The 21,791-nt window shown below is 69.8% G+C and carries 20 protein-coding genes; 10 read left to right on the top strand and 10 right to left on the bottom strand.

Features of this window, described 5'->3' with window-relative positions:
• Positions 1–64: 64 nt before the first annotated feature.
• The 3 genes from ACFYPG_RS18575 to ACFYPG_RS18565 all read left to right on the top strand — a co-directional run bounded on the left by ACFYPG_RS18575 (position 65) and on the right by ACFYPG_RS18565 (position 2,431).
• Positions 65–472 (top strand): GntR family transcriptional regulator, encoded by a 408-nt coding sequence (locus tag ACFYPG_RS18575; protein ID WP_112678633.1) that lies wholly within the window; start codon positions 65–67, stop codon positions 470–472.
• Between the two features lie 85 nt (positions 473–557).
• Positions 558–1,448 carry an ABC transporter ATP-binding protein gene (locus ACFYPG_RS18570; RefSeq protein WP_387353028.1) on the top strand — a complete coding sequence of 297 codons (891 nt, stop codon included), beginning with the start codon at positions 558–560 and terminating at the stop codon, positions 1,446–1,448.
• Positions 1,445–2,431 (top strand): ABC transporter permease, encoded by a 987-nt coding sequence (locus ACFYPG_RS18565; RefSeq protein ID WP_387353027.1) that lies wholly within the window; start codon positions 1,445–1,447, stop codon positions 2,429–2,431. Before ACFYPG_RS18570 ends, ACFYPG_RS18565 begins: the two co-directional genes overlap by 4 nt.
• A 47-nt stretch (positions 2,432–2,478) precedes the next feature.
• On the opposite strand, the gene ACFYPG_RS18560 is transcribed toward ACFYPG_RS18565, so the two are convergent.
• The 7 genes from ACFYPG_RS18560 to mmsA all read right to left on the bottom strand — a co-directional run bounded on the left by ACFYPG_RS18560 (position 2,479) and on the right by mmsA (position 10,963).
• Entirely contained in the window at positions 2,479–3,567 is a 1,089-nt protein-coding gene (locus ACFYPG_RS18560) for a DNA glycosylase AlkZ-like family protein (protein WP_387353025.1), read from the bottom strand.
• A 70-nt stretch (positions 3,568–3,637) separates the two neighbouring features.
• Complete coding sequence (locus ACFYPG_RS18555; RefSeq protein ID WP_355006842.1) at positions 3,638–4,468, bottom strand: ABC transporter permease; 831 nt, start codon at positions 4,466–4,468, stop codon at positions 3,638–3,640.
• Complete coding sequence (locus ACFYPG_RS18550; RefSeq protein WP_387353023.1) at positions 4,465–5,430, bottom strand: ATP-binding cassette domain-containing protein; 966 nt, start codon at positions 5,428–5,430, stop codon at positions 4,465–4,467. The genes ACFYPG_RS18555 and ACFYPG_RS18550 overlap by 4 nt, the downstream gene beginning before the upstream one ends.
• A gap of 159 nt (positions 5,431–5,589) precedes the next feature.
• Positions 5,590–6,852, bottom strand: coding sequence for an ROK family protein (locus ACFYPG_RS18545; RefSeq protein ID WP_387353022.1), 1,263 nt, complete (start codon positions 6,850–6,852; stop codon positions 5,590–5,592).
• A gap of 112 nt (positions 6,853–6,964) precedes the next feature.
• Entirely contained in the window at positions 6,965–8,068 is a 1,104-nt protein-coding gene (locus tag ACFYPG_RS18540) for a sugar-binding protein (protein WP_355006844.1), read from the bottom strand.
• A gap of 52 nt (positions 8,069–8,120) precedes the next feature.
• On the bottom strand, positions 8,121–9,419 hold the full coding sequence (gene mmsB, locus ACFYPG_RS18535) for a multiple monosaccharide ABC transporter permease (protein ID WP_387353019.1): 1,299 nt from the start codon (positions 9,417–9,419) through the stop codon (positions 8,121–8,123).
• Positions 9,416–10,963: a multiple monosaccharide ABC transporter ATP-binding protein gene (gene mmsA / locus ACFYPG_RS18530; RefSeq protein WP_355006846.1), complete on the bottom strand. Its 1,548-nt coding sequence runs from the start codon at positions 10,961–10,963 to the stop codon at positions 9,416–9,418. Before mmsA ends, mmsB begins: the two co-directional genes overlap by 4 nt.
• Before the next feature lie 635 nt (positions 10,964–11,598).
• Between mmsA and ACFYPG_RS18525 the strand changes: the two genes are divergently transcribed.
• Positions 11,599–12,042 (top strand): hypothetical protein, encoded by a 444-nt coding sequence (locus ACFYPG_RS18525; protein WP_387353017.1) that lies wholly within the window; start codon positions 11,599–11,601, stop codon positions 12,040–12,042.
• Between the two features lie 81 nt (positions 12,043–12,123).
• On the opposite strand, the gene ACFYPG_RS18520 is transcribed toward ACFYPG_RS18525, so the two are convergent.
• The gene (locus tag ACFYPG_RS18520; RefSeq protein WP_355006848.1) at positions 12,124–13,302 is read right to left on the bottom strand and encodes a glutathione-independent formaldehyde dehydrogenase; all 1,179 of its coding nucleotides are present in this window, start codon (positions 13,300–13,302) and stop codon (positions 12,124–12,126) included.
• A 134-nt stretch (positions 13,303–13,436) separates the two neighbouring features.
• Here ACFYPG_RS18520 and ACFYPG_RS18515 point away from each other — a divergent pair, with 134 nt between their 5' ends.
• Positions 13,437–14,021 (top strand): TetR/AcrR family transcriptional regulator, encoded by a 585-nt coding sequence (locus tag ACFYPG_RS18515; protein ID WP_355006849.1) that lies wholly within the window; start codon positions 13,437–13,439, stop codon positions 14,019–14,021.
• A complete protein-coding gene (locus tag ACFYPG_RS18510; protein ID WP_387353015.1) occupies positions 14,018–14,851 on the top strand; it encodes an alpha/beta fold hydrolase in 834 nt (277 codons plus the stop codon). Before ACFYPG_RS18515 ends, ACFYPG_RS18510 begins: the two co-directional genes overlap by 4 nt.
• An 88-nt stretch (positions 14,852–14,939) precedes the next feature.
• Here the strand turns inward: ACFYPG_RS18510 and ACFYPG_RS18505 are convergent, their stop codons facing one another.
• Positions 14,940–15,656 carry an SDR family oxidoreductase gene (locus ACFYPG_RS18505; protein WP_355006851.1) on the bottom strand — a complete coding sequence of 239 codons (717 nt, stop codon included), beginning with the start codon at positions 15,654–15,656 and terminating at the stop codon, positions 14,940–14,942.
• A gap of 68 nt (positions 15,657–15,724) precedes the next feature.
• Here ACFYPG_RS18505 and ACFYPG_RS18500 point away from each other — a divergent pair, with 68 nt between their 5' ends.
• The 3 genes from ACFYPG_RS18500 (at position 15,725) to ACFYPG_RS18490 (ending at position 19,598) form a co-directional block, all read left to right on the top strand.
• A complete protein-coding gene (locus ACFYPG_RS18500; RefSeq protein WP_355006852.1) occupies positions 15,725–16,345 on the top strand; it encodes a TetR/AcrR family transcriptional regulator in 621 nt (206 codons plus the stop codon).
• Positions 16,346–16,456: 111 nt separating this feature from the next.
• Positions 16,457–18,142, top strand: coding sequence for an ATP-binding cassette domain-containing protein (locus tag ACFYPG_RS18495; RefSeq protein ID WP_355006853.1), 1,686 nt, complete (start codon positions 16,457–16,459; stop codon positions 18,140–18,142).
• Positions 18,132–19,598, top strand: a complete 1,467-nt coding sequence (locus ACFYPG_RS18490) for an aminotransferase class V-fold PLP-dependent enzyme (RefSeq protein WP_387353013.1) — start codon at positions 18,132–18,134, stop codon at positions 19,596–19,598. Before ACFYPG_RS18495 ends, ACFYPG_RS18490 begins: the two co-directional genes overlap by 11 nt.
• An 18-nt stretch (positions 19,599–19,616) precedes the next feature.
• Here the strand turns inward: ACFYPG_RS18490 and ACFYPG_RS18485 are convergent, their stop codons facing one another.
• Positions 19,617–20,015, bottom strand: coding sequence for a hypothetical protein (locus ACFYPG_RS18485; protein ID WP_112585399.1), 399 nt, complete (start codon positions 20,013–20,015; stop codon positions 19,617–19,619).
• A gap of 376 nt (positions 20,016–20,391) precedes the next feature.
• Here ACFYPG_RS18485 and ACFYPG_RS18480 point away from each other — a divergent pair, with 376 nt between their 5' ends.
• The gene (locus ACFYPG_RS18480) at positions 20,392–21,651 is read left to right on the top strand and encodes a family 16 glycosylhydrolase (protein ID WP_357205092.1); all 1,260 of its coding nucleotides are present in this window, start codon (positions 20,392–20,394) and stop codon (positions 21,649–21,651) included.
• The last annotated feature ends 140 nt before the right edge of the window (positions 21,652–21,791 follow it).

The following is a 21,791-nucleotide window of genomic DNA, read 5'->3' as shown; positions in this document are numbered from 1 at the left end:
TGGGCCACCGATGAAGCTGTCTATTAGTCCTACTGTCGTAGGACAACAGGAAGGATCATCGGGAGTGATCGAGTTCGTACTGGACAGCCGGTCGAAGGTGAACACCTACATGCAGCTCGTGCAGCAGGTGAAACAGGCGCTCCGGGTTGGCCTGCTGACGCCGGGCGACCAGTTGCCGAAGGTCCGGGACGTCGCGCAATCCCTGGCGATCAACCCGAACACGGTGCTGAAGGCGTACCGGGAGTTGGAGATCGAGGGTCTGGTCGGCGGCCGACCCGGGGTGGGCACGTTCGTCCAGCGCACGCTGGCCAGCGCGTCCCTGCCCAACCAGGCCGAGCTGCGCGACGACCTGGTCGCGTGGCTGCACCGGGCGCAGGCGGCGGGCCTCACGGCGGAGGACGTCATCGCCCTGGTGGAGACCACGCTGCGCGCCACCCTCGCCGACGACGCCCCACAGAAGGAGCCTGCGTGAGCGAGCAGGGCGAACGAAGCATCAGGCACCACGAGCGCTCGCGAGACCGCGAAGCGGTGGCGTGAACGGAACGAGAGGACAAGGAATGGACATGGTCTTGGAAGCAGACCGGCTCGGCAAGCGGTACGGCAGCACCTGGGCGTTGCGGGACTGCTCGCTGCATCTGCCGGCCGGCCGGATCGCCGCGCTGGTCGGGCCGAACGGCGCGGGTAAGAGCACGCTGCTGCACCTGGCCGTCGGGCTGCTCAAGCCCGACGCCGGTGCGGTCCGGGTGTTCGGTCGGTCCCCCTACGGCGACACCGAGGGCCTGGCCGACATCGGCTTCGTCGCCCAGGACACCCCGCTGTACCGGGACTTCACGGCGGCCGAGTTGGTCGTCGCCGGCGGCAAGCTGAACAAGCGGTGGGACGCGGCGTTGGCCCGCCAGCGGCTGGCACAGCTCGGCATCCCGCCGGACAAGCCGGTCGGCAAGCTCTCCGGCGGTCAACGGGCCCAGGTCGCGCTGGCTCTGGCGCTGGCGAAGCAGCCCCGACTGCTGCTGCTCGACGAGCCGGTCGCCAGCCTCGACCCGCTGGCGCGACGGGAGTTCCTCCAGTCGCTGATGGGCAGCGTCGCGGAGTCGGGCACCACCGTCCTGCTCTCCTCGCACCTGCTGGCCGACCTGGAACGGGTCTGTGACTACCTGATCGTGCTCAACGCCTCCCAGGTGCAGCTCACCGGCGCGGTCGACGACCTGGTCGCCGAGCACCGGCAGCTCGTCGGGCCACGACACGACGGCGGCGTCATCGGGGGCGTCGCCGCAGTGATCCGGGCCAGCCACACCGACCGGCAGTCCACTCTGCTGGTCCGCGCCGACGGGCCGGTCACCGATCCGGCCTGGACGGTCCGCGAGGTGAGCCTGGAGGACGTCGTGCTGGCATACCTGGCCGACGGCACCACGAAGACCAGTCACAGCGAGTGGGGGGTGGCAGCATGATCTGGTTGACCTGGCGGCAACACCGCAAGCAGGCGTTCTACACGCTGCTGGCGCTCGCCGCGCTGGCCGCCCTGCTGGTGCCGATCGGCATCGCGATGCGGCACACCTTCGCCGACCTCGGGCTGACCGACTGTGCCAGCCAACTCGCCCGCGCCGACGTGGCGCAGGCGACCCGGGAGACCTGCGACGCGGGGTTCCACCGCTTCAGCAACAAGTACGGCAGCCTGAACCTGGTGGCCGTACTGCTGATCACCCTGCCGGCGCTTGTCGGCCTGTTCTGGGGTGCCCCGCTCGTCGCCCGCGAGGTGGAGCAGGGCACGCACCGGTTCGTCTGGACCCAGGGCGTCGGCCGGACCCGCTGGGCCGTGGTGAAGTTCGGGCTGGTGGGCGCGGCGGTCGTGCTCCTCGCGGTGGTCTACGGGCTGGGCATGTCGTGGTGGGTCGACCCGCTCACCCAGGCCGCGTTCGAGGGTCGGTTCGGCGTGATCGTCTTCGACCTGCAGGGCGTCGCTCCGATCGGCTACACCCTCTTCGCCGTCGCGCTCGGCGTCTTCGTCGGCACCATCTGGAAGCGGATGCTGCCCGCCATGGGCATCACCCTCGCCGGGTACATCGGGGTACGGGCGGCTGTGGCGATACTGGCCCGACCGCACTACCAGCCGGCCCGCACCCAGACCTTCCCCATCGAGGGGGAAGGGCCGCCGGAGATCAGCCGGGGGGACTGGGTCCTCGCCCAGGGCATCCGTCAGCCCGACGGAGAGTTGGTCTCGGACGGCCGGATCCAGTGCCCAACGGGTGGGAAGGGGCCGGACGGTCGGGTCTGCGGTGCCGAGTTGGGCCTCGAACCGGGCGCGTACAACTGGCAGCTCTACCAACCGGCGGACCGGTTCTGGCTGTTCCAGGGCATCGAGACCGGCATCTTCGTCGCCCTGGCTTTCCTGCTGCTCTACCTCGCCATTCGCCGGGTGCGCCGGATCGCGTAGCTCGACGGCGGGTGATCGCCGGGGCCATGGGGCTCGGCGATCACCCGTCAGGGCAGACCCTCGACGGTGAGCGACAGCCAGGACGCCAGGTCGCGCACCTCCTCGTGCACGGACCGGGTCACCTCCGGGGTGAACGGCACATCCTCGTGAATGGCGTGCACGGTGAACGTGCCGCGCCGACGCTCGGCAGTGGCGTCCACCTTTCCGACCAGCCGGTCGCCGTGCAGGATCGGCAGCGCGAAGTAGCCCCACCGTCGACTCGCCCTGGGCTTGTACATCTCCAGCACGTACTCGTACTCGAAGAGGTCGGCCAGGCGGACCCGGTCGTGCACCAGCCGGTCGAACGGCGACAACAACGCCGTACGCCCGGTGAAGGGTTGCCCGAGCGCGGCCGGATCCACCCGCCACTCCCCCACGACGCCCTCGATCACCGCCGGCTCCCCCGCGTCACCGACCTCGGCGGGCTCTCCGGGAACGATGACCGCCTTCCGCCGGGCGATGCCCAGAGCCCGCAGCCGCCGCTCGTTGCGAAGCCGGCGCGCCTGCTCCAGCTCGATGACGGGCACCCCGGACGGGTAGACCCGCTCCGCGACGTCCCAGAGCCGCTGCCGCCCCTGGCGGCCCGCGATCGCGACCTCGCCGCGCAGGACCAGAAACTCCAGCATCTGGGTGATGTTGCGGTTGTTCGTCCAACCGGAGGACGGCCAGGGCACGACGCAGGTGTCCGGGATGTCACGGGAGAGCAGTGGGCCACGGCGGCCGAGCAGGTCGAGCACGTCGCGCCGGAACGAGTCGTTGGTGCGCAGCCACTCGCGGTGGCGCTCATGACCGGGCGAGGCCGTCATCTCGGCGAGGAAGAGCCCCAGGTCGTCCATCGGTCGCACCATCGCGTGGTGCTCGAAGAGCGTCCGGTCCTGTTCGAGGGCCTCGCGCATGTGCGCTGGCTGGTACGACGAGCCGAGCCGGCTCCAGCAGACGAGGTCGGCGCTGGGCGCGACAGCTGCGGTCGGGTCGATCTGCACCAGCGTCAACTGGCGGACCACGGTCAGCAGGTCGGCCGGACGCGGAGCGGCCAGCAGCTGGGCCCGGATGGCGATCTGCCGCGCCTGGGCCCGATCGAGTCGGTGCACATCCACGCTGGTGAGCCTAACGACGACCACCGACACCGATCGGGCCCGGAGAGTCGAACCCCGCGTCCGTTCGGGCTCAGCCGGCCAACCGTCGGTACCGGGCCACCGAGAGCGGCAGGAAGACCGCGACCAGAACGAGCGGCCAGAGCACCGCCAGCACCGGGTAGTGCTGCGCCGCCCAGGAGTCGCCGCCCCAACCGGGGTTGCCGAACAGCTCACGGGTGGCACCGACGGTCGCCGACAGCGGGTTCCACGCGGCCACCGCACCGAGCCAGGCGGGCATTGTGGACGGTGCGACGAACGCGTTGGAGAGGAAGCCGAGCGGAAACTCCAGGGTCTGTACGGCCACCACGGCCGTCTGCCCGCGGGTGACCAACCCGAGGAAGATGCCGACCCAGATCAGGGCGAAGCGCAGCAGCAGGATCAACCCCACCGCCGCCAGCGTGGCACCGACCCCACCGTGTGCCCGCCACCCGATCGCGAGACCGGTCAGCAGCAGGACCCCGAGGGTGACCAGCGCGAACAGCATGTCGGCCACGGCCCGGGCCGCCAGCGGCGCCAGCGGTGAGACGGGCATCGACCGGAGCCGGTCGGTCACCCCGCGCTCCAGGTCCTCGGCAACGGCGATCGTGGTGAGACTGATGCCGAAGACCATGGTCATCACGAACATGCCCGGCATCAGGAACTCTCGGTAGCTCCCACCGCCGGGCACCTGCAACGCGCCACCGAACAGGTAGGCGAACATCAGCACGATCAGGATGTTGAAGCCGAGCGAGGCGACCAGCGGGCCGGGATCGCGTCGCCACCGGGCCAGGGCGCGCCAGATCAGCGTGCCGCTGTCGGCCAGGAGGGTGGGCCGGCCGGGCGTCAGATCCACCGGCCGGGCCGGCATGCTCACCGCGCTCATGCCGCCACCTCCGCGGTCGCCGCCCGGTGGCCGGTGAGGTGCAGGAACACATCGTCCAGGGTTGGGCGGCGCAGCGCGACGTCCGCCACCGGGACGTTCACGGCGTCGAGTGCCCGCAACACGTCGACGAGCGCACCGGCCTGGTGGCCGACCCGGACGCTCACCATCCGTCGGTCCACGTCGACAGTCGGTTCGTCGTCGGCCGCCCGGCGTATCTGGGCGACGGCGGCGGGAAGGTCGGTCAGCGCCGCGACGACCACCTCGATGCGATCGCCGCCGAGCCGGGTCTTGAGGTCGTCCGGAGTTCCCTCGGCGATCACCCGGCCGGCCTCGACCACCGAGATCCGGTCAGCGAGTTGGTCGGCCTCGTCCAGTTGCTGGGTGGTCAGCAGCACTGTGGTGCCGGCACGCACCAACTCCCGGACCGACTCCCACACCTCGTTGCGGCCACGCGGGTCCAGCCCGGTGGTGGGCTCGTCGAGGAAGAGGACCGCGGGGGCCAGGATCATGCCGGCCGCCAGGTCGAGCCGTCGGCGCATGCCGCCGGAGTACGTGCTGACCGGCTGCTCGGCGGCGTCGGCGAGATCGAAGCGTTCCAGCAGCTCGATCGCCCGTTGGCGGGCGCGGCGGCGGCCCAGGTGGAACAGCCGGCCGAAGAGCACCAGATTCTGCCGGCCGCTCAGCGCCTCGTCGAGCGCGGGATGCTGTCCTACCAGCCCGATGCGGTAGCGCACCTGATCGGCCTGGTTGGTCACGTCGAAGCCGGCCACCTCGGCACGACCCTCGTCGAGTCGGAGCAGGGTGGTGAGGATCCGTACCGAGGTGGTCTTGCCGGCCCCGTTCGGGCCGAGCAGGCCGCACACGGTTCCCCGCGGCACCCGCAGGTCGAACCCGTCCAGCGCGTACCGGTCCCGATACCGCTTGCGCAGCCCGTGCGCCACTATCGCGTCGGCTCCTGTCATCAGAGCGCTCCCCTCCTGAGACTGTGTCCCCGTTACCGTACAACGTACGATAGCGCGTACGGGAACGCCCATGAAGGCCCGAACGAGTGGGGGGGCAGAACGGTGCCGGCGGAGAGCGTCGCGGCAGACGTTGGATCACACGCCGGTGGGAAGTCGCGGCTACTCGGGGTCGGCAGTCCCGACCTGGCCCGCGACACCGACGTTCAACGGGTCGGCCAGGAGTTTGTCGAACGCCAACTCGGCGGCGCCGATCAGAACGGCGTCGCGGCCGAGCGCCGCCGCGCGCAACCGCAGGTGCTCGCGGGAGGCGGGCAGTGGCATGGTGTCGAGCCGGTCCCGGACCACGTCCGCACCGGCGGTGAAGATGTCGCGCAGCGAGCCACCGAACACCACGGCGTCCGGGTTGACCACGTTGACCAGGTTCGCCACGCCGAAGCCGAGCCAGTCCGCCACCTGCTCGACCGCCGCGCGGGCGGTCGGGTCGCCGGCAGCCGCGGCGCGCAGGACCTCGGCCACCGCCGCGCGGTCGCTCGGATCACGGCCGGCGTGCCGCAACAGCGCGGCTTCGGAGATCTCGGTCTCCCAGCAGCCGCGTGAACCGCAGCCGCACGGCAGTCCGTTGGGGTTGACGACCATGTGGCCGACCTTGCCGCTGTGGCCCCGGTGGCCGATCACCAGTCGGCCGCCGACGATGATGCCGGCGCTGATGCCCAGGTCTCCGTGCAGGTAGATGACGTCGTCGATGCCGACCGCGACGCCCCTGGCGTGCTCGGCCAGGCCGGCGATGTCCGCCAGGTCCCCGGCGACGAAACCAGGCCCGGTGCTGAACTCCGCCTGCAGCGCGACGCCGAGCGTTTCGTCGATGCTGGCGATCCGGAGCCTGCCGTCCGGGTCGCGGGTGGTGTCGGTGACCGCCGCGGCACCGCCGACCAGGAGGCCATCGCCGGCCACGGAGCGTTCCATGTCACGGACCAGGTCGCCGAGGGGTCCGACGGCGTCGATCGCCGACATGCCGCTGGGGCGAGGGATCTCCCGCAGATCGAGGATCTGCCCGCCCAGGCCGACCCGGGCGGCACGCAGCCGGTCCGCGTCGATGCTCAACGCGTGTGCGTAGACCCGGTCGGAACGAGGGCTGACCACGAGTGAGGGTCGGCCGGCGCGGCGGGTGGTGGCCGGCACCTCCTCGGTGACCAGGCCGCTGGTGACCAGGTCGGCCGCGAGTGCGCCGATGGTGCTTCGGTTGAGGCCGAGCCGGCTGGTCAGCTCGGCGCGGGACGTCGGTCCGTGCAGGTGGACGTAGCGCAGCACAGCGCCGAGGTTCTGCCGCCGGATCTCCTCCTGGCTGGCGCCGGGGAGCGCCGGCAGCGGGGTTTCCGCGTTGCGGCCGACGCCGGCTGGCCTGGCCCGTACTGGTGTCGCCACGGTCAGACCTCCTTCCGGGTCGAGGCCGGTTGGTGCGGGGGTGCAGGGACGACGATGGGTCCCGGTAGAGGAGACCCGGGACCCATCGGCGTTGCTACCTACCGTGCGGTGATTACTTGGTGAGCGGCGCGAGCTTCGGGTCGTTGGCGTACGCCTCAGCCGCGTTCGCCTTGGTGACGGCGACCGGCGGGAGCAGGTACGTGTCGACGACCTTGCTGCCGTTGTTGTAGGACTTGGTGTCGTTCACCTGCGGCTGGTCGCCGGCCTGGAGAGCCTTGACCATGTTGATGGTCTCCTTCACCAGGTTGCGGGTGTCCTTGTTGATCGTCATGTACTGCTCGCCCTTGACGATCGACTTGACCGACTCGACCTCGGAGTCCTGGCCGGTGACGATCGGGGTCGGCTTGCCAGCACCCTTGACCGAGGTCAGGATGGCGCGGGCCAGCGTGTCGTTCGGGGAGAGGACGCCGTCCAGCTCCTTGTTGCCGTAGGTCGAGGTCAGCAGCTGGTCCATGCGGGCCTGCGCACCCTCGGCCTTCCAGCCCTGGATGGCGGTCTGCTTGACGTCCTTCTGACCCGAGGCGACGACGACGTTGCCCTTGTCGATCTCCGGCTTGAGCACGTCCATCGCGCCGTTGAAGAAGACACCGGCGTTGTTGTCGTCCGGCGAGCCGGAGAACAGCTCGATGTTGTACGGGCCGTTCGGCTTCTTGGCCTTCATGCCGTCCAGCAGGGCCTGGCCCTGGAGCTGGCCGACCTTGAAGTTGTCGAAGGCGACGTAGTAGTCGAGGTCCGGGGTGTTCGTGATGAGCCGGTCGTAGGCGATGACCTTCACACCGGCCGTGTGGGCCGCCGCGACCTGGGTCGACAGCTGCGCGGCGTCGGTCGCGCCGATGACGATGACCTTGGCGCCCTTGGTGACCATGGCGGTGATCTGAGCCTGCTGGTCGGCGACAGTGGTCGACGCGCCGGCGTACTGCACGTCACCCTGGAAGCCGGCCTCCTTGAGACCGTTGCTGAACAGGTCACCGGCGAGGACCCAGTTCTCCGAGGTCTTGGCCGGCAGGGCCACGCCGATCAGCGAGTTCGCCGCGAAGCCCTTGGCGGCCTCGCCGCCGGAGCCGCTGTCGCCGTCGCGGCCGGAACCGCAGCCGGCGAGGGCCAGCATGGCGGCGGCGCTGATGGCCACCACCGAAGTGCCGAAGAATTTACGCATGGTGAGGACTTGCCTTTCTAGATGGTGAGGCGGGTAGAGAGGTCGGTGGCCGTCAGCCGGACACCGCTGCCTTGGGGGGCTCGCGCTCCGCGTCCGGCGGTGAGGCGGGTGGGGCGGAGTCCTCGCGGCGGAACGGCCGCGTCAGGCTCCCGATGATGGAGAAGCGCCCCTGGCTCTTGTTGTAGACGTCGATCGCGACGGCCAGCAGCAGGACCAGACCCTTGATGATCTGGACGCGGTCGGTGCCGACACCCATGAGCTGGAGGCCGTTGTTGAGCACGGCCATGACGAGACCACCGACGATGGAGCCGCTGATGGTGCCGATACCGCCGGCGACGGCCGCGCCACCGATGAAGACGGCGGCGATCGCGTCCAGTTCCCAGCCGTTGCCGTCCTGCGGTCCGGAGGCCGCCGAACGGGCCACGAAGATCATGCCGGCCAGGGCAGCCAGGACGGACATGTTCATCATGACGAAGAAGTTGACCCGCTTGAGCTTCACACCGGACAGCTCGGCCGCCCGGGAGTTGCCGCCCACCGCGTAGATGTGCCGGCCACCGGCCGTGTTGCGGGTGTAGAAGGAGTACGCGATGACCAGGACCAGCAGGATGATGCCGGAGATCGGGAAGCTGGTGCCGACGCGACCGCTGGCGAAGCGCAGCGCCGCGAAGGCGATCACGCCGACCATGATGGCCATCCGCAGGATCGAGATCCACATGGGTGCCGGGTCGGCGTCCATCGCCCGTCGGGTCTTGCGGGCCTGGATCTCGCGCCACACCACCGCCAACGCCGCGGCCAGGCCGAGGAGCAGCGTGGCGTTGTTGTAGCCGGTGTTCGGGCCGAACTCGGGCAGGAAGCCGGAGCCGATCTCCCGGAAGCCCTCCGGCACCGGGACGGTGCTGGCGTTACCGATGAACTGGTTGCCGCCCCGGAAGAGCAGCATGCCGGCCAGGGTGACGATGAACGCCGGCACCCCGATGTAGGCCACCCAGAAGCCCTGCCAGGCGCCGATCGCCGCGCCGATGGCGAGGCCGAACACGATGGCAGCAGGCCAGGGAAGGTCCCACTCGGTCATCGACTTGGCGACCAGGATGCCGGCGAAGGCCGCGACGGAGCCGACCGAGAGGTCGATGTGCCCGGCCACGATCACCATGAGCATGCCGATGGCCAGAATCAGAATGTACGAGTTCTGCTGGAACAGCGCGATCAGGTTGTCCGACCGCAGGGTGAGGCCGTCCGTCAGGATCTGGAACAGGACGACGATCGCCACCAGGGTGAAGATCATTCCGAACTGGCGAGCGTTGGAGGTGGTGCCTCCGAACAGGTTCTTCTGAAGGTCCTTCAATCGGCTCATCGTGTGGCCATCTTCTTCGTAGAGGTCATCTGCTTCATGAGGGTTTCCGGGGTGGCGTCGGCCCGGGCGATCTCGCCCGTGATGGCGCCTTCGAACACGGTGTAGATGCGGTCGCACAGCCCGATCAGCTCAGGCAGCTCCGAGGAGATGACGATGACGCCCTTCCCCTGGTCGGCGAGCCGCTGGATGATGCCGTAGATCTCGTACTTGGCGCCCACGTCGATGCCGCGCGTCGGCTCGTCGAGGATCAGCAGGTCCGGGTCGGTGAACATCCACTTGGCCAGGACGACCTTCTGCTGGTTGCCGCCGGAGAGCTTGGAGACGCTCTCGTCGACCGTCGGGGCCTTGGTCCGCAACTCCTTGCGGTACGACTCAGCCGCCTGGTATTCCTCGACCTCGTTCAGGACGCCGTGGTGCGTGATCTTGGACAGCTTGGCGGCCACCGTCGACGTCTTGATGTCGTCGAGCAGGTTGAGGCCGATCGCCTTGCGGTCCTCGCTGACGTAGGCGAGGCCGTTGTCGATGGCATCCGCCACCGACTTCAGCACGATCTCCTTGCCGTCCTTGATGATCGTGCCCGACTCGAACACCCCGTAGGAGCGGCCGAAGACACTCATCGCGAGTTCCGTGCGGCCCGCGCCCATGAGACCGGCGAAGCCGACGATCTCGCCGCGGCGCACCACGAAGCTCTCGTTCTTGCAGACCTGCCGCTCGGCGGAGATCGGGTGCCGGACGTTCCAGTCGCGGACCTCGAAGAAGACGTCGCCGATCTTCGGGGTGTGGTCCGGGAACCGGCTGCTCAGCTCGCGGCCGACCATGCCCCGCACGATCCGGTCCTCGTCGACCCCGTCCGCCTTGACGTCGAGGGTCTCCACGGTCCGGCCGTCGCGCAGGATGGTGATCTGGTCGGCGATCGCCTCGATCTCGTTCAGCTTGTGCGAGATCATGATCGAGGTGATGCCGCGGGAGCGGAACCCGCGCAGCAGGTCCAGCAGGTGCTTGGAGTCGGCCTCGTTGAGCGCCGCAGTGGGCTCGTCGAGGATGAGCAGCTTCACGTCCTTGGCGAACGCCTTGGCGATCTCGACGAGCTGCTGCTTGCCGACCCCGATGTCCTTGATCAGGGTGTCCGGGTTCTCTTCCAGACCGACCCGGGCCATCAGGTCCAGCGCCATCCGGTTCGCGGCCTTCCAGTCGATCGCGCCCCGCTTGCGCGGTTCGTTGCCGAGGAAGATGTTCTCGGCGATCGACATCCCTGGAATGAGCGCGAGCTCCTGGTGGATGATCACGATGCCGGCGTTCTCACTGGCCCGGATGTCGGAGAACTTGCTCTCCGACCCCTGGTAGATGATCTTGCCGTCGTAGGTGCCGTGTGGGTACACCCCGCTGAGGACCTTCATCAGGGTGGACTTGCCCGCACCGTTCTCGCCGCAGATGGCATGGATCTCGCCGGCGCGAACCACCAGGTTGACGTCGGAGAGGGCCTTGACTCCGGGGAACTCCTTGGTGATGGAGCGCATCTCAAGGAGGGTGGGCACGTTGCTCATTGCTCGTACCACCTCGCCAACGTCATCGGTTGCCTCCGGAAGGTTGAACCTTCACTTGGTTTTGTTGTTGACGGCAACGTATTGCGGCCGGAGGGCCATCCGCAAGGCGAGGGACTGTTGAAAAAGTAACAATCCGGCAATATAGACGTAGCAAAGTATTCGCCTGTCACTGCTACCTCAGGAGCCCCTTCGGGCACCTTGGCCTGCCGGTGGCAACGTTGTCAAATGTAGCGCGACGGCGCGATCGGCTCGGATCATCCTCGGCAGGCCCGCCACCAGGCACGATCCACTACCGGCCGATGCGCGGGCGGCGGGCGGGTGGTCTCGTCGTCATCGAGTGATCGTGATTCGACCAGGACGCCGACGTCGCACCCACGACGCGACGACGACCGATGGCCGACGGTGTGACCCACGCCTCGGCCCTGAGGCCCGATCGACGGTGATCGTCTCGTCAGGTGCGCGACCAGGAGTGGGATGTGCGACTTAACGTCCCTTAAGTGCGGATCGCACTCAGTTCCTACTATCTACGTCTCCACGGCGGAGCCGCCCAGCAGGCCACTTGCGATGCCACACCACCATGCTGTCCGACCCCAGGGGTACCGCCACAAAACCGGACATGGGATACGGTCGATGATATGGCGACGACCCTTCATCCGGATCCGCGTCCGTCCGCCTCGCGCCTGTCGGCACGACCGTGGTTACTGGTCGCCGTCGCCGGCTTGACCGGCGCCGCACTCGGGGCCGTCGCCTGTTACTCCCTGTTGACGCCCCGCTGGGGGGTACCGCACGCGGTCACGGGCACCGTCGTAGCGGTCAACGCCGACGCCAACGCGTTCGTGGTCCGGCCCGATGGGCGGCAACCGTCGACGAACAAGGCCGACGACGGCGGCCATGACTATCAACTGGGCCCGGTGGAGTGGGTGGACTCCGCCGGTCAGACCCACCACGAAGGAACACCCGTCTGCCTGGCTCCGCTCTCCGAAGGGGCCAAGGTCGAGCTGATGGTGGTGGATGTGCGCGGAGGCACCGGTGAGCCGGACGCGCTGATCACCCGGGTCCGGTGCCTAAGCGCCCGGTGATCGACCGACCGCTGACGCGGAGACCCGGTGCTCGCGGGGCGCCTGGTGTCGCTGGGCGAGATGCCTACCAAACGCCACTCCTCAGGACGGACGCAGCACCGCCTTGATCACCCCGTCCTCCCGGCGGTCGAAGCGACGGTACAACTCGGGGGCGTCGGCCAGAGTGCCGTGGTGGGTGACGATCACGCTGGGCCGTGCCCGACCCGCGACGACCAGGTCCCGCAGCAGGACCGTGTACCGGCGGTCGTGGGTGCGACCGAAGCGGACCGCGACCCCCTTGCTGAACAGCGCACCCCACGGCGCGACCAGGTTCTCGTGACCGTCCGCGCCGGGACCGGGGTGCGGATCCCGGTCCGGATAGACGCCCGCGACCGCGATCGCGCCGGCGGGGTTGACCAGCCGGGCCGCGTCGCCGATCACCTGGTTCGGGCGTTCCCGGTCGGGATGCTCCCGGTCGCGGGCCTGGAACCCGACCGCGTCGATGACCTTGTCGACCCCGCCCAGTTTCTCCTCGCCGAGCGGCAGCCCGGTCCGGGCCCGGTCGGCGCGGATCTGCTCGACCGGGTCGCCCCGGCGGAAGTCGATCGGCACGGCACCGATCTCGCCGGCCTTGTCGAGTCGGGCGTCGATTCCGTCGACGGAGTACACGACCCGGGCGCCTCGAAGCAGCGCCGAGTAGGCGCCGAGCAGACCGATGGTGCCCGCGCCGAACACCGCCACGGTGTCACCGGGCTCGACCTCGGCGAGGGAGGCGGCGGCATGCCACCCGGTGACGAACGCGTCGGCGAGCAGCACGAAGTCGTCCTCGTACGCGTCCCCCGGCTCGCCCGGGAGGGCCACGCAGTTGGCGTCGGCCCACGGCACGCGCAGCAGGTCGGCCTGCGCGCCCCGGTACGGACCCATCCCCGCGTACCCGTACGCCGCGCCCGGCCCCTCGGCCCGGGCCCGTAGACAGGCCGCCGAGAGCCCGCGGGCACACATCACACACGTCCCGCAGAACAGGTGCGTGGGGATCACCACCCGGGCGCCCGGCCGGACGGTCTGCACCGCGGCGCCCACCTCCTGCACCACGCCGAGTGGTTCGTGACCGAGCACCAGGCCGGGCTCGGCGCTGGTCCGTCCGTCGTACATGTGCAGGTCTGTACCGCACAGTGCGGTGGAGGTGATCCGGACGAGCGCGTCGGTCTCCGCCTCCAGCGTCGCGTCGGGCACCTCCCGCACCGCGACCGTCCGGACGTCCGTGTAGACGACGGCTCTCATCCCGGCTCTCCTGTTCGGCGGTGGAACGGCCGGTCTTCCCCCGACTGGGCCGTTCATTCCTGCCCGACCCAGCAGCCGACCGCGGTGCTATCTTAGGGGCCCTAAGTTATTTCCTAGCGAAGCAAAGGTCCGGTATGCCACGGCAGGGTCTGACCAACGCGCGCGTCTCAGCCGCCGCTGCCGAGCTGGCGGATTCGGTCGGCCTGTCCCGGTTGACCGTCGCCGCCGTCGCCCGGCACTTCGGGGTCTCGGACGCGGCCCTGTACGTGCACGTCCGCAGCCGGGACGCGTTGATCGAGCACGTCGCGGTCCGGGCGGCGGCCACCTTCGCCGACGCGCTGGCGATCGCGGTGGCGGGGCGGGCCGGCCGCCAGGCCCTGGTCGGATTCGCCGACGCCTGGCGCGCGTTCGCCGTCACTCATCCGGGGCAGTACGCGGCGACCCAGCTCCAACTGCCGCCGGAGGTCGGCACCCGGTCGGCCGGGCACCTACGCCTGATCGAGCTGAGTTACGCGATGCTGCGCGGTTACGGGCTCGACGAGCCGGCCCTGACCGACGCCATCCGATTCGTCCGCAGCACCTTCCACGGCTTCGTGAGCCTCGAAACGGTCGACGGTTTCGGGCATCCCCGCGCTGTCGACGCGTCGTGGCAGTCGATCCTCGACGCGGTGCACACCACGTTGAGCAACTGGCCGACCCAGAAACAGGAGCAGCAGTGAGCAGCCACGATCAGTCGGTCGAGTCGGCCGACGGAACTCGCCTGGTGGTACGACGACTGGGCGTCGGAGACCCCGTCGTCCTGGTGCACGGCTCGGGTGGCGGGCTGCATTCCTGGGCCACCGTCGCGGAGCACCTGACCCAGGACCACGAGGTGTGGCTGCCGGCCCGGCGCGGATACGGTCCCAGCGACGTCCCGGCCGGCACCAAGTCCTTCCGGGACGAGACCGCCGACCTGCTCGCCGTCATCGAGGCCGCCCGGCGCTCCTCGGGCCGACCGGTCCATCTCGTCGGCGCCTCCTACGGAGCGACAGTGGCGTTGCACACCACCTTGGTCGATCCGCGAGACGTACGCTCCCTGGCGATCTTCGAGCCGCCGCTCTTCGCGGCCGGAGCGCAGGTCGCGCCGCTGCTCGACCGGTACCGTGCCGCCTTCGAGCGCGACGACGCCGCCGCGATGGCAGCGGCCCTGAACGATGTGACGCGGGTTCCGGCCGAGATCGTCGCCGCGATGGCCGCCGGCGCGGGACATCGGGTGCCCGACCCGGTCGAGGCGCGCCGCTCGGCGGTCGGCTGGCTGCACGATCTGGAGGCGCTCGCGCAGGACAGCACCGACATCACCCGGTGGTCCTCGATCGCCGTGCCGACTCTCCTGCTGGCCGGCGCGGACACCTGGGAGCCGATGCCCACCACGATGAACGCTCTCGCGCGGACGATTCCAGCGGCCCGTTACGTCGTCTGGCCAGGTCAGTCGCACTTCGTGACCATGACGGCACCCACCCTGGTCGCCGACGCGCTGCGGCAGTTCTTCGCCGCGGTACCCGCCGCCTAGCCGAGCCGGCCGCCGTCGGGCAGGATCCGCACCGGCGGTGCGGATCCTGCCCCACACATTGGTGGGCGGCCTGCTCGGTGTGGCGGGATCAGTGACCCGCGTTCTGCCCGCCGTCGACGTGCAGGATCTCGCCGGTGACGAACGGTGCGGACTCGAGGTAGACCACGGCGTCGACGACGTCGCTCGTCTCGCCCATCCGGCCCACCGGGTGCAGACCCGCGAGCGTCTGGTGCGTCTCGACCGGGTGCATCGGGGTCTTGATGACGCCGGGTGCGACGGCGTTGACCCGGACACCGCGACCCGCGTACTCGATGGCCAGCGACTTGGTCGCCGAGCTGAGGCCGCCCTTGGTCAACGACGCGAGCACCGACGGGACGTTCGAGTTGGGCTGGTCGACGAAGCTCGTCGTGATGCTGACGACGTGACCGGCCCCGCTGGCCAGCAGGTGCGGCATCACGCGCTGGGTGAGGTGGAAGAACCCGGCGAGGTTGATCCCGGTGACCTGGTCGAAGTCCTCGTCGGTGTAGTCGGTGAACGGCTTGGCGACGAAGACGCCGGCGTTGTTCACCAGGGTGTCGATCCGCCCGAACCGGTCCAGAGCGGCACGCACCACCCGCTCGGCGGTGTCGGCCTCGGCGATGTCACCCCGGACCGTGACGATCTCCGGGTCGTCGGACGCGCCGATCGACCGAGAGGTTGCCACGACGCCGTACCCGAGCTTGCGGTAGGCGTCCACGAGGCCGGCGCCGATGCCCTGGGAAGCGCCGGTGATCACGACGACCTTCTGACCCTGACTGCTGTTCATGAGGAAACCACCTTCACTAGACGACTGGTCTACTAAAAGCTAGCCGACCGGTCGTGTATCGTCGAGGCATGGGTCGAACCAGTGACGCGAAGAACAAGATCCTCGACGCGGCCGCCACGCTCATCGAGCAACGCGGCTACACGGCGCTCGGGGTCGCCGAGATCTGCGCGGCGGCGGGCGTGCCGAAGGGCAGCTTCTATTACTTCTTCGAGTCCAAGCAGGCGCTCGCCCGCACCGTCATCGACGAGCACTGGGTCACCCAGCGCCGCCAGTGGGAGCAGTTGCTCGGCAGCGAGCGCGACCCGCTACAGCGACTCCGGGACCTGTTCGAGGCCACCGAGGAGGTCCAGCGCGTCGGCCAGCAAAAAGCCGGGGTGGTCGCGGGCTGCCTGTTCGGCAACCTCGCCCTCGAACTCAGCAACCAGGCCGAGGAGATCCGCGGTCGACTCCAGGAGATCTTCGAGGAGCAGATCGGCCTCATCGAGCAGGTCGTCGCCGAGGCCAAGGAGCGCGGCCTGGCGGGCCCGTCGGTCGACAGCCGGGAGGCCGCCCGATCGATAGTCGCGCAGATCGAGGGACGGGTCCTGCTCGCGAAGTTGCTCAACGATCCGACCCAGCTGGAGACGTTGTGGCGCAACTGCCTCGACCTCCTCCAGGTGCCGGCACAGGCACGGACCACCACCGGCTGAACGGACGACTGTCGCTGACCGTCCACTCCGGGCGCACTGCGCGGCCGCTCAGTAACATCGGCGAGGCACGATATTCAGGCGGACCACTCCCGACCGGATCGAGCACTCGACATGACGACCGAGCAGACCACGTCTCCCCCACGTGCCGGTGTCGGCATCGCCGCTCAGGGGCTGGGTCAGAGCGTCCGGAGCGGTCGCCAGATCCTGACCGACGTCTCGGTGAGCATCGCGCCGGGCGAGCTGGTCGCGATCATCGGTGCCAGCGGCGCCGGCAAGACCACCCTGCTGGAGATCCTCTCCGGGGTACAGCGCCCGGTGGCGGGCACCGTCACGTACGACGGCAACACCACGGCCGGCACCATCGGTGTCGTTCCCCAGGACGACATCATCCACCGCGAGCTGCCCCTGGCCCGCACCCTGCGGTACGCGGCCCGACTGCGCCTGCCCTCCACCGCCGGGCCGGCCGAGATCAGTGACCGGGTCGCGGAGGTGCTCGCCGAGCTGCGACTCACCGACCGGGCCACCACGCCGGTCGGCCTGCTCAGCGGCGGTGAACGCAAGCGCGCCAGCATCGCCGTCGAGCTGCTCACCCGACCCGGCGTGTTCTTCCTGGACGAGCCCACCTCCGGATTGGACCCGGCGATCGCCGTGGAGCTGCTCCGGGTGCTCCGCGCGCTCGCCGACACGGGCACCACCGTCGTGCTGACCACTCATCAGGTCACCGACGTGGACCACTGCGACAGGGTCGTCGTGCTGACCCGTCAGGGCCGGTTGGCGTTCACCGGCACCCCGACCGCCGCCCGGGAGTTCTTCGGCCTGCGGTCCCTGGCCGAGGTGCACCTCCGGCTCGACGAAGCGACGCAGCCGGCCGAGTGGCCCGACCGCTTCGCCGAGCAGCGCGCGGCCGAACAGCCGCCCCGTACTCCCGACGAGGGTGACGGCGCCGCGACGCCGTCCCGGCGCGTCGGCCGGCTGCGCCAGTGGGCGGTGCTCACCGCGCGCAACACGGAGATCGTCGTCCGCAACCGACTGACGTTGGCGATCCTGCTCGGCTCGCCGCTGATGGTGCTCGGCATGTTCGCGCTGCTGTTCCGCCCGGGGGCGTTCGAGCCGACCAGACCCAGCCCGACGGTCACCGTGATGATCCTGTTCTGGATCGCGTTCGGCGGCTTCTTCTTCGGGCTGACCTACGGGCTCCTCCAGATCTGCACCGAGCTGCCGATCCTGCGCCGGGAGCGGCTGGCCGGGGTCCGGCTGGTCCCGTACCTGTTGGCGAAGGTGGCGGTGCTGCTGCCGCTGCTGGCCGTGGTGGACCTGGCCCTGCTCGGGGTGCTGCGCGGAATGGACCGGCTGCCGCCGGTCGGCGGCGCCGACTTCGCCGCCCTGTACGCGACACTGCTGCTCTCTTCGGCGGCGGCGCTCGCCCTCGGTCTGCTCTGCTCGGCGGCCGTGTCCGACGCGGCCCAGGCGACGCTCATGCTGCCGATGCTCTGCTTCCCACAGGTGCTGTTCGTCGGCGCGATCCTGCCGGTGCCGGCGATGGCGGTCGGAGGTCAGTGGCTCAGCTACGCGATGTCGAACCGGTGGGCGTTCGAGGGCCTGGGGCACACCGCCGGGGTGGAGCGGCTCTGGCGCGACGGCGGCTCCCCGCTCGGCCCGCCGCTGCTGGCCACGTACGGCGACAGCTTCTCCCGGCCGGTGTGGGTCGACTGGCTGGTGCTCGGCGCTTTCGTGCTGCTCTTCCTGGGCGCGGCCTGGGCGGTCCTGCTCCGACGGGATCCTCGTCGTGGGTCCTGACCCGACGCCGCCCGCCTCCCCCACGGCGCTACCGGGATACGCCGCCACGGGCCGGATCGATGAGCTGCGCGCCACCGAGTACCGACACCTGGATACCGACGGGCAGGTGTACCTCGATTACGCCGGAGCCGGGGTGGCCGCCCAGGCGCAGGTTCGCGCCCACCACGACCGGTTGCTCGCCGGCCTCTACAGCAACCCCCACTCGGAGAACCCCACGAGCGTGGCGGCGGGCTCGCTCGTGGAGTCGGCGCGACGCGCGGTGCTCGACTTCTTCCGCGCCGACCCGGACGAGTACGCGGTCGTCTTCACCCCGAACGCCAGCGGCGCCTGCCGGCTGGTCGGCGAGGCGTACGACTTCGGCCGGGCCGCGCCGCTGGTGCTCACCTGGGACAACCACAACTCGGTCAACGGCATCCGCGAGTACGCCCGGGCGGCTCGCGCGTCCGTACGCTACCTGCCGCTGAACGGGCCGGAACTGCGGATCGCCGAGTCGGACCTGGTCGCGGCGCTCGACGCCGGCCGGGGTGGCCTGACCCGCCGGTGGGGCCGGCGCGGTCGTCGCGGGCTGTTCGCCTACCCGGCGCAGAGCAACTTCTCCGGGGTTCAGCACCCGCTGGGCTGGGTGGAGCTGGCCCAGCAGCGGGGCTACGACGTGCTGCTCGACGCGGCCGCCTTCGCGCCGACGAACCGGCTGGACCTCAGCGACGTCCGACCGGATTTCGTCTGTCTGAGCTGGTACAAGCTCTTCGGCTACCCCACCGGGGTCGGCGCGCTGCTGGCCCGCCGTTCGGCGCTGGCCCGGTTGCGCCGGCCGTGGTTCGCCGGCGGCACGATCCGCGCGGTGAGTGTGCAGGGCGACTGGCACCGGCCGATGGACGACGAGTCGGCGTTCGAGGACGGCACGCTCAACTTCCTGAGCATCCCGGACGTGGAGTTCGGGTTGCGCTGGCTCGACTCGATCGGCGTGGACCTCGTCCACGCCCGGGTCGGTCTGCTCACCGAGTGGCTGCTGGAGCGGTTGGCCACCCTGCGGCACGACACCGGCGGGCCGCTGGTCCAGGTGTACGGGCCGACGACGGGTGCGGGGCGCGGTGGCACCGTGACCGTCAACCTCCGTCACCCGGACGGCACGCTGGTCGACGAACGGCTCGTGGCGCGGGAGGCGGCAGCGGCGGGCCTCTCCCTGCGTACCGGCTGTTTCTGCAATCCGGGCGCGGCCGAGGGCGCGTTCGGAATGAGCCGGACGTCGATGCGGCAGCGGCTGTTGGCGGGGGTCGACACGATCGACCAGTACCTCACCGCGCTGGGGCTGCCGACGGGCGGCGCGGTCCGCGTCTCGTTCGGACTGGCCTCGACCGCGACCGACGCGGAGCGCCTCGTCGACTTCGTCCAGTCGACCTACCTCAACCGGAGTGCCGGTACGGAGTCACCACTGCCACCTCGGCTGCGCTGCTGACCTGCCCGACCCGGCCGGCTAGCTGACCTGGGCCACCGGCGCGGGGCGGTGCTTGATCTCCTCCATGAACGGGAACCGGGCGGTCAGCTCGGCGAACGTCAGGCCGGCCCGCCAGGCCGCGGCCACCTGGGCGACCTGCACCAGGTCCATGACGTCGCCGCGGGCGAGAACCTCTCCCGAGACGCGCAGGTCAATCATGAAGTACCGGGCCTGCGATCCCAGCCCCACGCAGACCACGCCCTCGTCGGAGTGCAGCTCGGCGCAGGTGAACCGGGCCCGCCCCTGCTCCGGCGCGGTCACCCGGCCGACGTCGAGCCCGTGGCGGGCAGCAGTTTCGATCAGCGCGGGGGCCAGGCCACCCCGCTCGACCAGATCCGGGTAGAGGCGCACACCCAGCGCCGTCGACGCCTCGCTCATGACTGACTCCCACTTCCTTGTGACAGAGACCAGCAGCGCGCAGGTTACGGGAAAGTTTCCGGCACGCCTCGTCATCCTGTCCCGCGTGGACGCCCCACGGCAATAGGAAGGGTCGATTCGACCGCTATCGAGTAGCCCTCGGCCGCGCCGAACTCCTTCGATGGGTCGACGTCGTCCATCTCGGAGGCATCGAGTGATGCCACTGCGACGACCGCGTCTGCGCTTCGCCGCTCACTGGTCAGCATCGGGCGGTAACGGACGGTCGTGATATTGGAAACAGTCTTGACAGAAAGACATCATATCGACATGCTTCGCTTAGAGAGCGCTCTCTATCCTGGTAAACCGCCTCCATCACCCCCACGCTGAGGAGCCTCCCGTGTTCACAGCCCGGCCCAGCCTCCGCTTCCGCCCGCTCGTACTCCTGGCGGCCACCCTCGTCGCGACCGCGACGGCGCTCGTCGTCCCGGCGCACCCCGACCGGGCCGAGGCCGCCATCGGTCCCATCAGCTGGCAGGACGAGTTCAACTCCCCCGCCGGCACGCCCGTCGACCAGAACAAGTGGCGGTTCGACACCGGCGGTGGCGGCTGGGGCAACAACGAGCGGCAGTACTACACGAACAGCACCAGCAACGCGGTCCACGACGGCCAGGGCAACCTGGTCATCACCGCCCGCCGGGACAATCCCGCCAACTACCAGTGCCACTACGGGCGCTGCGAGTACACGTCGGCGCGGTTGCTGACGGCGGCCACCTTCACCCAGACGTACGGGCGGTTCGAGGCCCGGATCAAGATCCCGCGTGGTCAGGGCATCTGGCCGGCCTTCTGGATGCTCGGCACCGGCGGCGGGTGGCCCGACGCCGGCGAGATCGACGTCATGGAGAACATCGGCCGGGAGCCCAACACCGTCTACGGCACCGTGCACGGGCCCGGCTACTCCGGAGCCGGCGGCATCACTGGCAGCCGCACCCTCGGCGCACCGCTCGCCGACACTTTCCACACCTACCGGGTGGACTGGGAGCCGAACGTCATCACCTGGTACGTCGACGGGGTGCAGTACCACCGGGTCGATCCCGCTCGGCTCGGCGGCAGCCGCTGGGTGTTCGACCACCCCTTCTTCATGATCCTCAACGTTGCGGTCGGCGGTAACTGGCCCGGCTACCCCGACGGCTCGACCCAGTTCCCGCAGCAGATGCTCGTCGACTACGTCCGGGTGTCCAGCTACACCTCGGGTGGCGGGGGCGACCCCACTCCCGGCACCAACCGGATCAGGGGTGCGCAGAGCGGTCGCTGCATCGACATCCCCGGCGCCGACCCGGTCGAGGGCGCAAAGCTCCAGATCTGGGACTGCAACACCACGGCGGCCCAGAGCTGGACCTTCGCGTCCGACGGGACCGTCCGCGCGATGGGCAAGTGCATGGACCCGGCCTGGGCCGGCACCGCCAACGGCACCGAGGTCAACCTGGTCAGTTGCAACGGCAACACCGCGCAACGCTTCACCCTCAACGGCGCCGGCGACCTGGTCAACCTCAACGCCAACAAGTGCGTTGACGTACGGGAGGCCAACCCCAACAACGGTGGCAAGCTGCACCTGTGGGACTGCCTCGGCGCCGCCAACCAGAAGTGGTCCCGCATCTGATCACCAAAGCACCAAGGCGGGGGCCGTCCGAGGAGTCACTCGGGCGGCCCATCGCCGTAGCGACCTTCGCCCACCTCCTCGAACCGGATTGACTCGATGGGCGGGGAGGCCAGGCTCATGACCACTATGTTCGGATTAGT

This window comes from Micromonospora sp. NPDC005553 (genome assembly GCF_042871765.1).
Taxonomy (GTDB): Bacteria; Actinomycetota; Actinomycetes; order Mycobacteriales; family Micromonosporaceae; genus Micromonospora.
Note: the sequence above shows the minus strand (reverse complement) of the source record. Positions and strands in the feature narration are given on the sequence as shown.

Coding starts and splice junctions, on each gene's coding strand:
- ACFYPG_RS18565 (WP_387353027.1), top strand. CDS start 1,445: ATGATCTGGTTGACCTGGCGGCAACACCGCAAGCAGGCGTTCTACACG.
- ACFYPG_RS18495 (WP_355006853.1), top strand. CDS start 16,457: ATGACGACCGAGCAGACCACGTCTCCCCCACGTGCCGGTGTCGGCATC.
- mmsB (WP_387353019.1), bottom strand. CDS start 9,419: ATGAGCCGATTGAAGGACCTTCAGAAGAACCTGTTCGGAGGCACCACC.
- ACFYPG_RS18515 (WP_355006849.1), top strand. CDS start 13,437: ATGCCACGGCAGGGTCTGACCAACGCGCGCGTCTCAGCCGCCGCTGCC.
- ACFYPG_RS18570 (WP_387353028.1), top strand. CDS start 558: ATGGACATGGTCTTGGAAGCAGACCGGCTCGGCAAGCGGTACGGCAGC.
- ACFYPG_RS18485 (WP_112585399.1), bottom strand. CDS start 20,015: ATGAGCGAGGCGTCGACGGCGCTGGGTGTGCGCCTCTACCCGGATCTG.
- ACFYPG_RS18540 (WP_355006844.1), bottom strand. CDS start 8,068: ATGCGTAAATTCTTCGGCACTTCGGTGGTGGCCATCAGCGCCGCCGCC.
- ACFYPG_RS18500 (WP_355006852.1), top strand. CDS start 15,725: ATGGGTCGAACCAGTGACGCGAAGAACAAGATCCTCGACGCGGCCGCC.
- mmsA (WP_355006846.1), bottom strand. CDS start 10,963: ATGAGCAACGTGCCCACCCTCCTTGAGATGCGCTCCATCACCAAGGAG.
- ACFYPG_RS18505 (WP_355006851.1), bottom strand. CDS start 15,656: ATGAACAGCAGTCAGGGTCAGAAGGTCGTCGTGATCACCGGCGCTTCC.
- ACFYPG_RS18555 (WP_355006842.1), bottom strand. CDS start 4,468: ATGAGCGCGGTGAGCATGCCGGCCCGGCCGGTGGATCTGACGCCCGGC.
- ACFYPG_RS18520 (WP_355006848.1), bottom strand. CDS start 13,302: ATGAGAGCCGTCGTCTACACGGACGTCCGGACGGTCGCGGTGCGGGAG.
- ACFYPG_RS18550 (WP_387353023.1), bottom strand. CDS start 5,430: ATGACAGGAGCCGACGCGATAGTGGCGCACGGGCTGCGCAAGCGGTAT.
- ACFYPG_RS18525 (WP_387353017.1), top strand. CDS start 11,599: ATGGCGACGACCCTTCATCCGGATCCGCGTCCGTCCGCCTCGCGCCTG.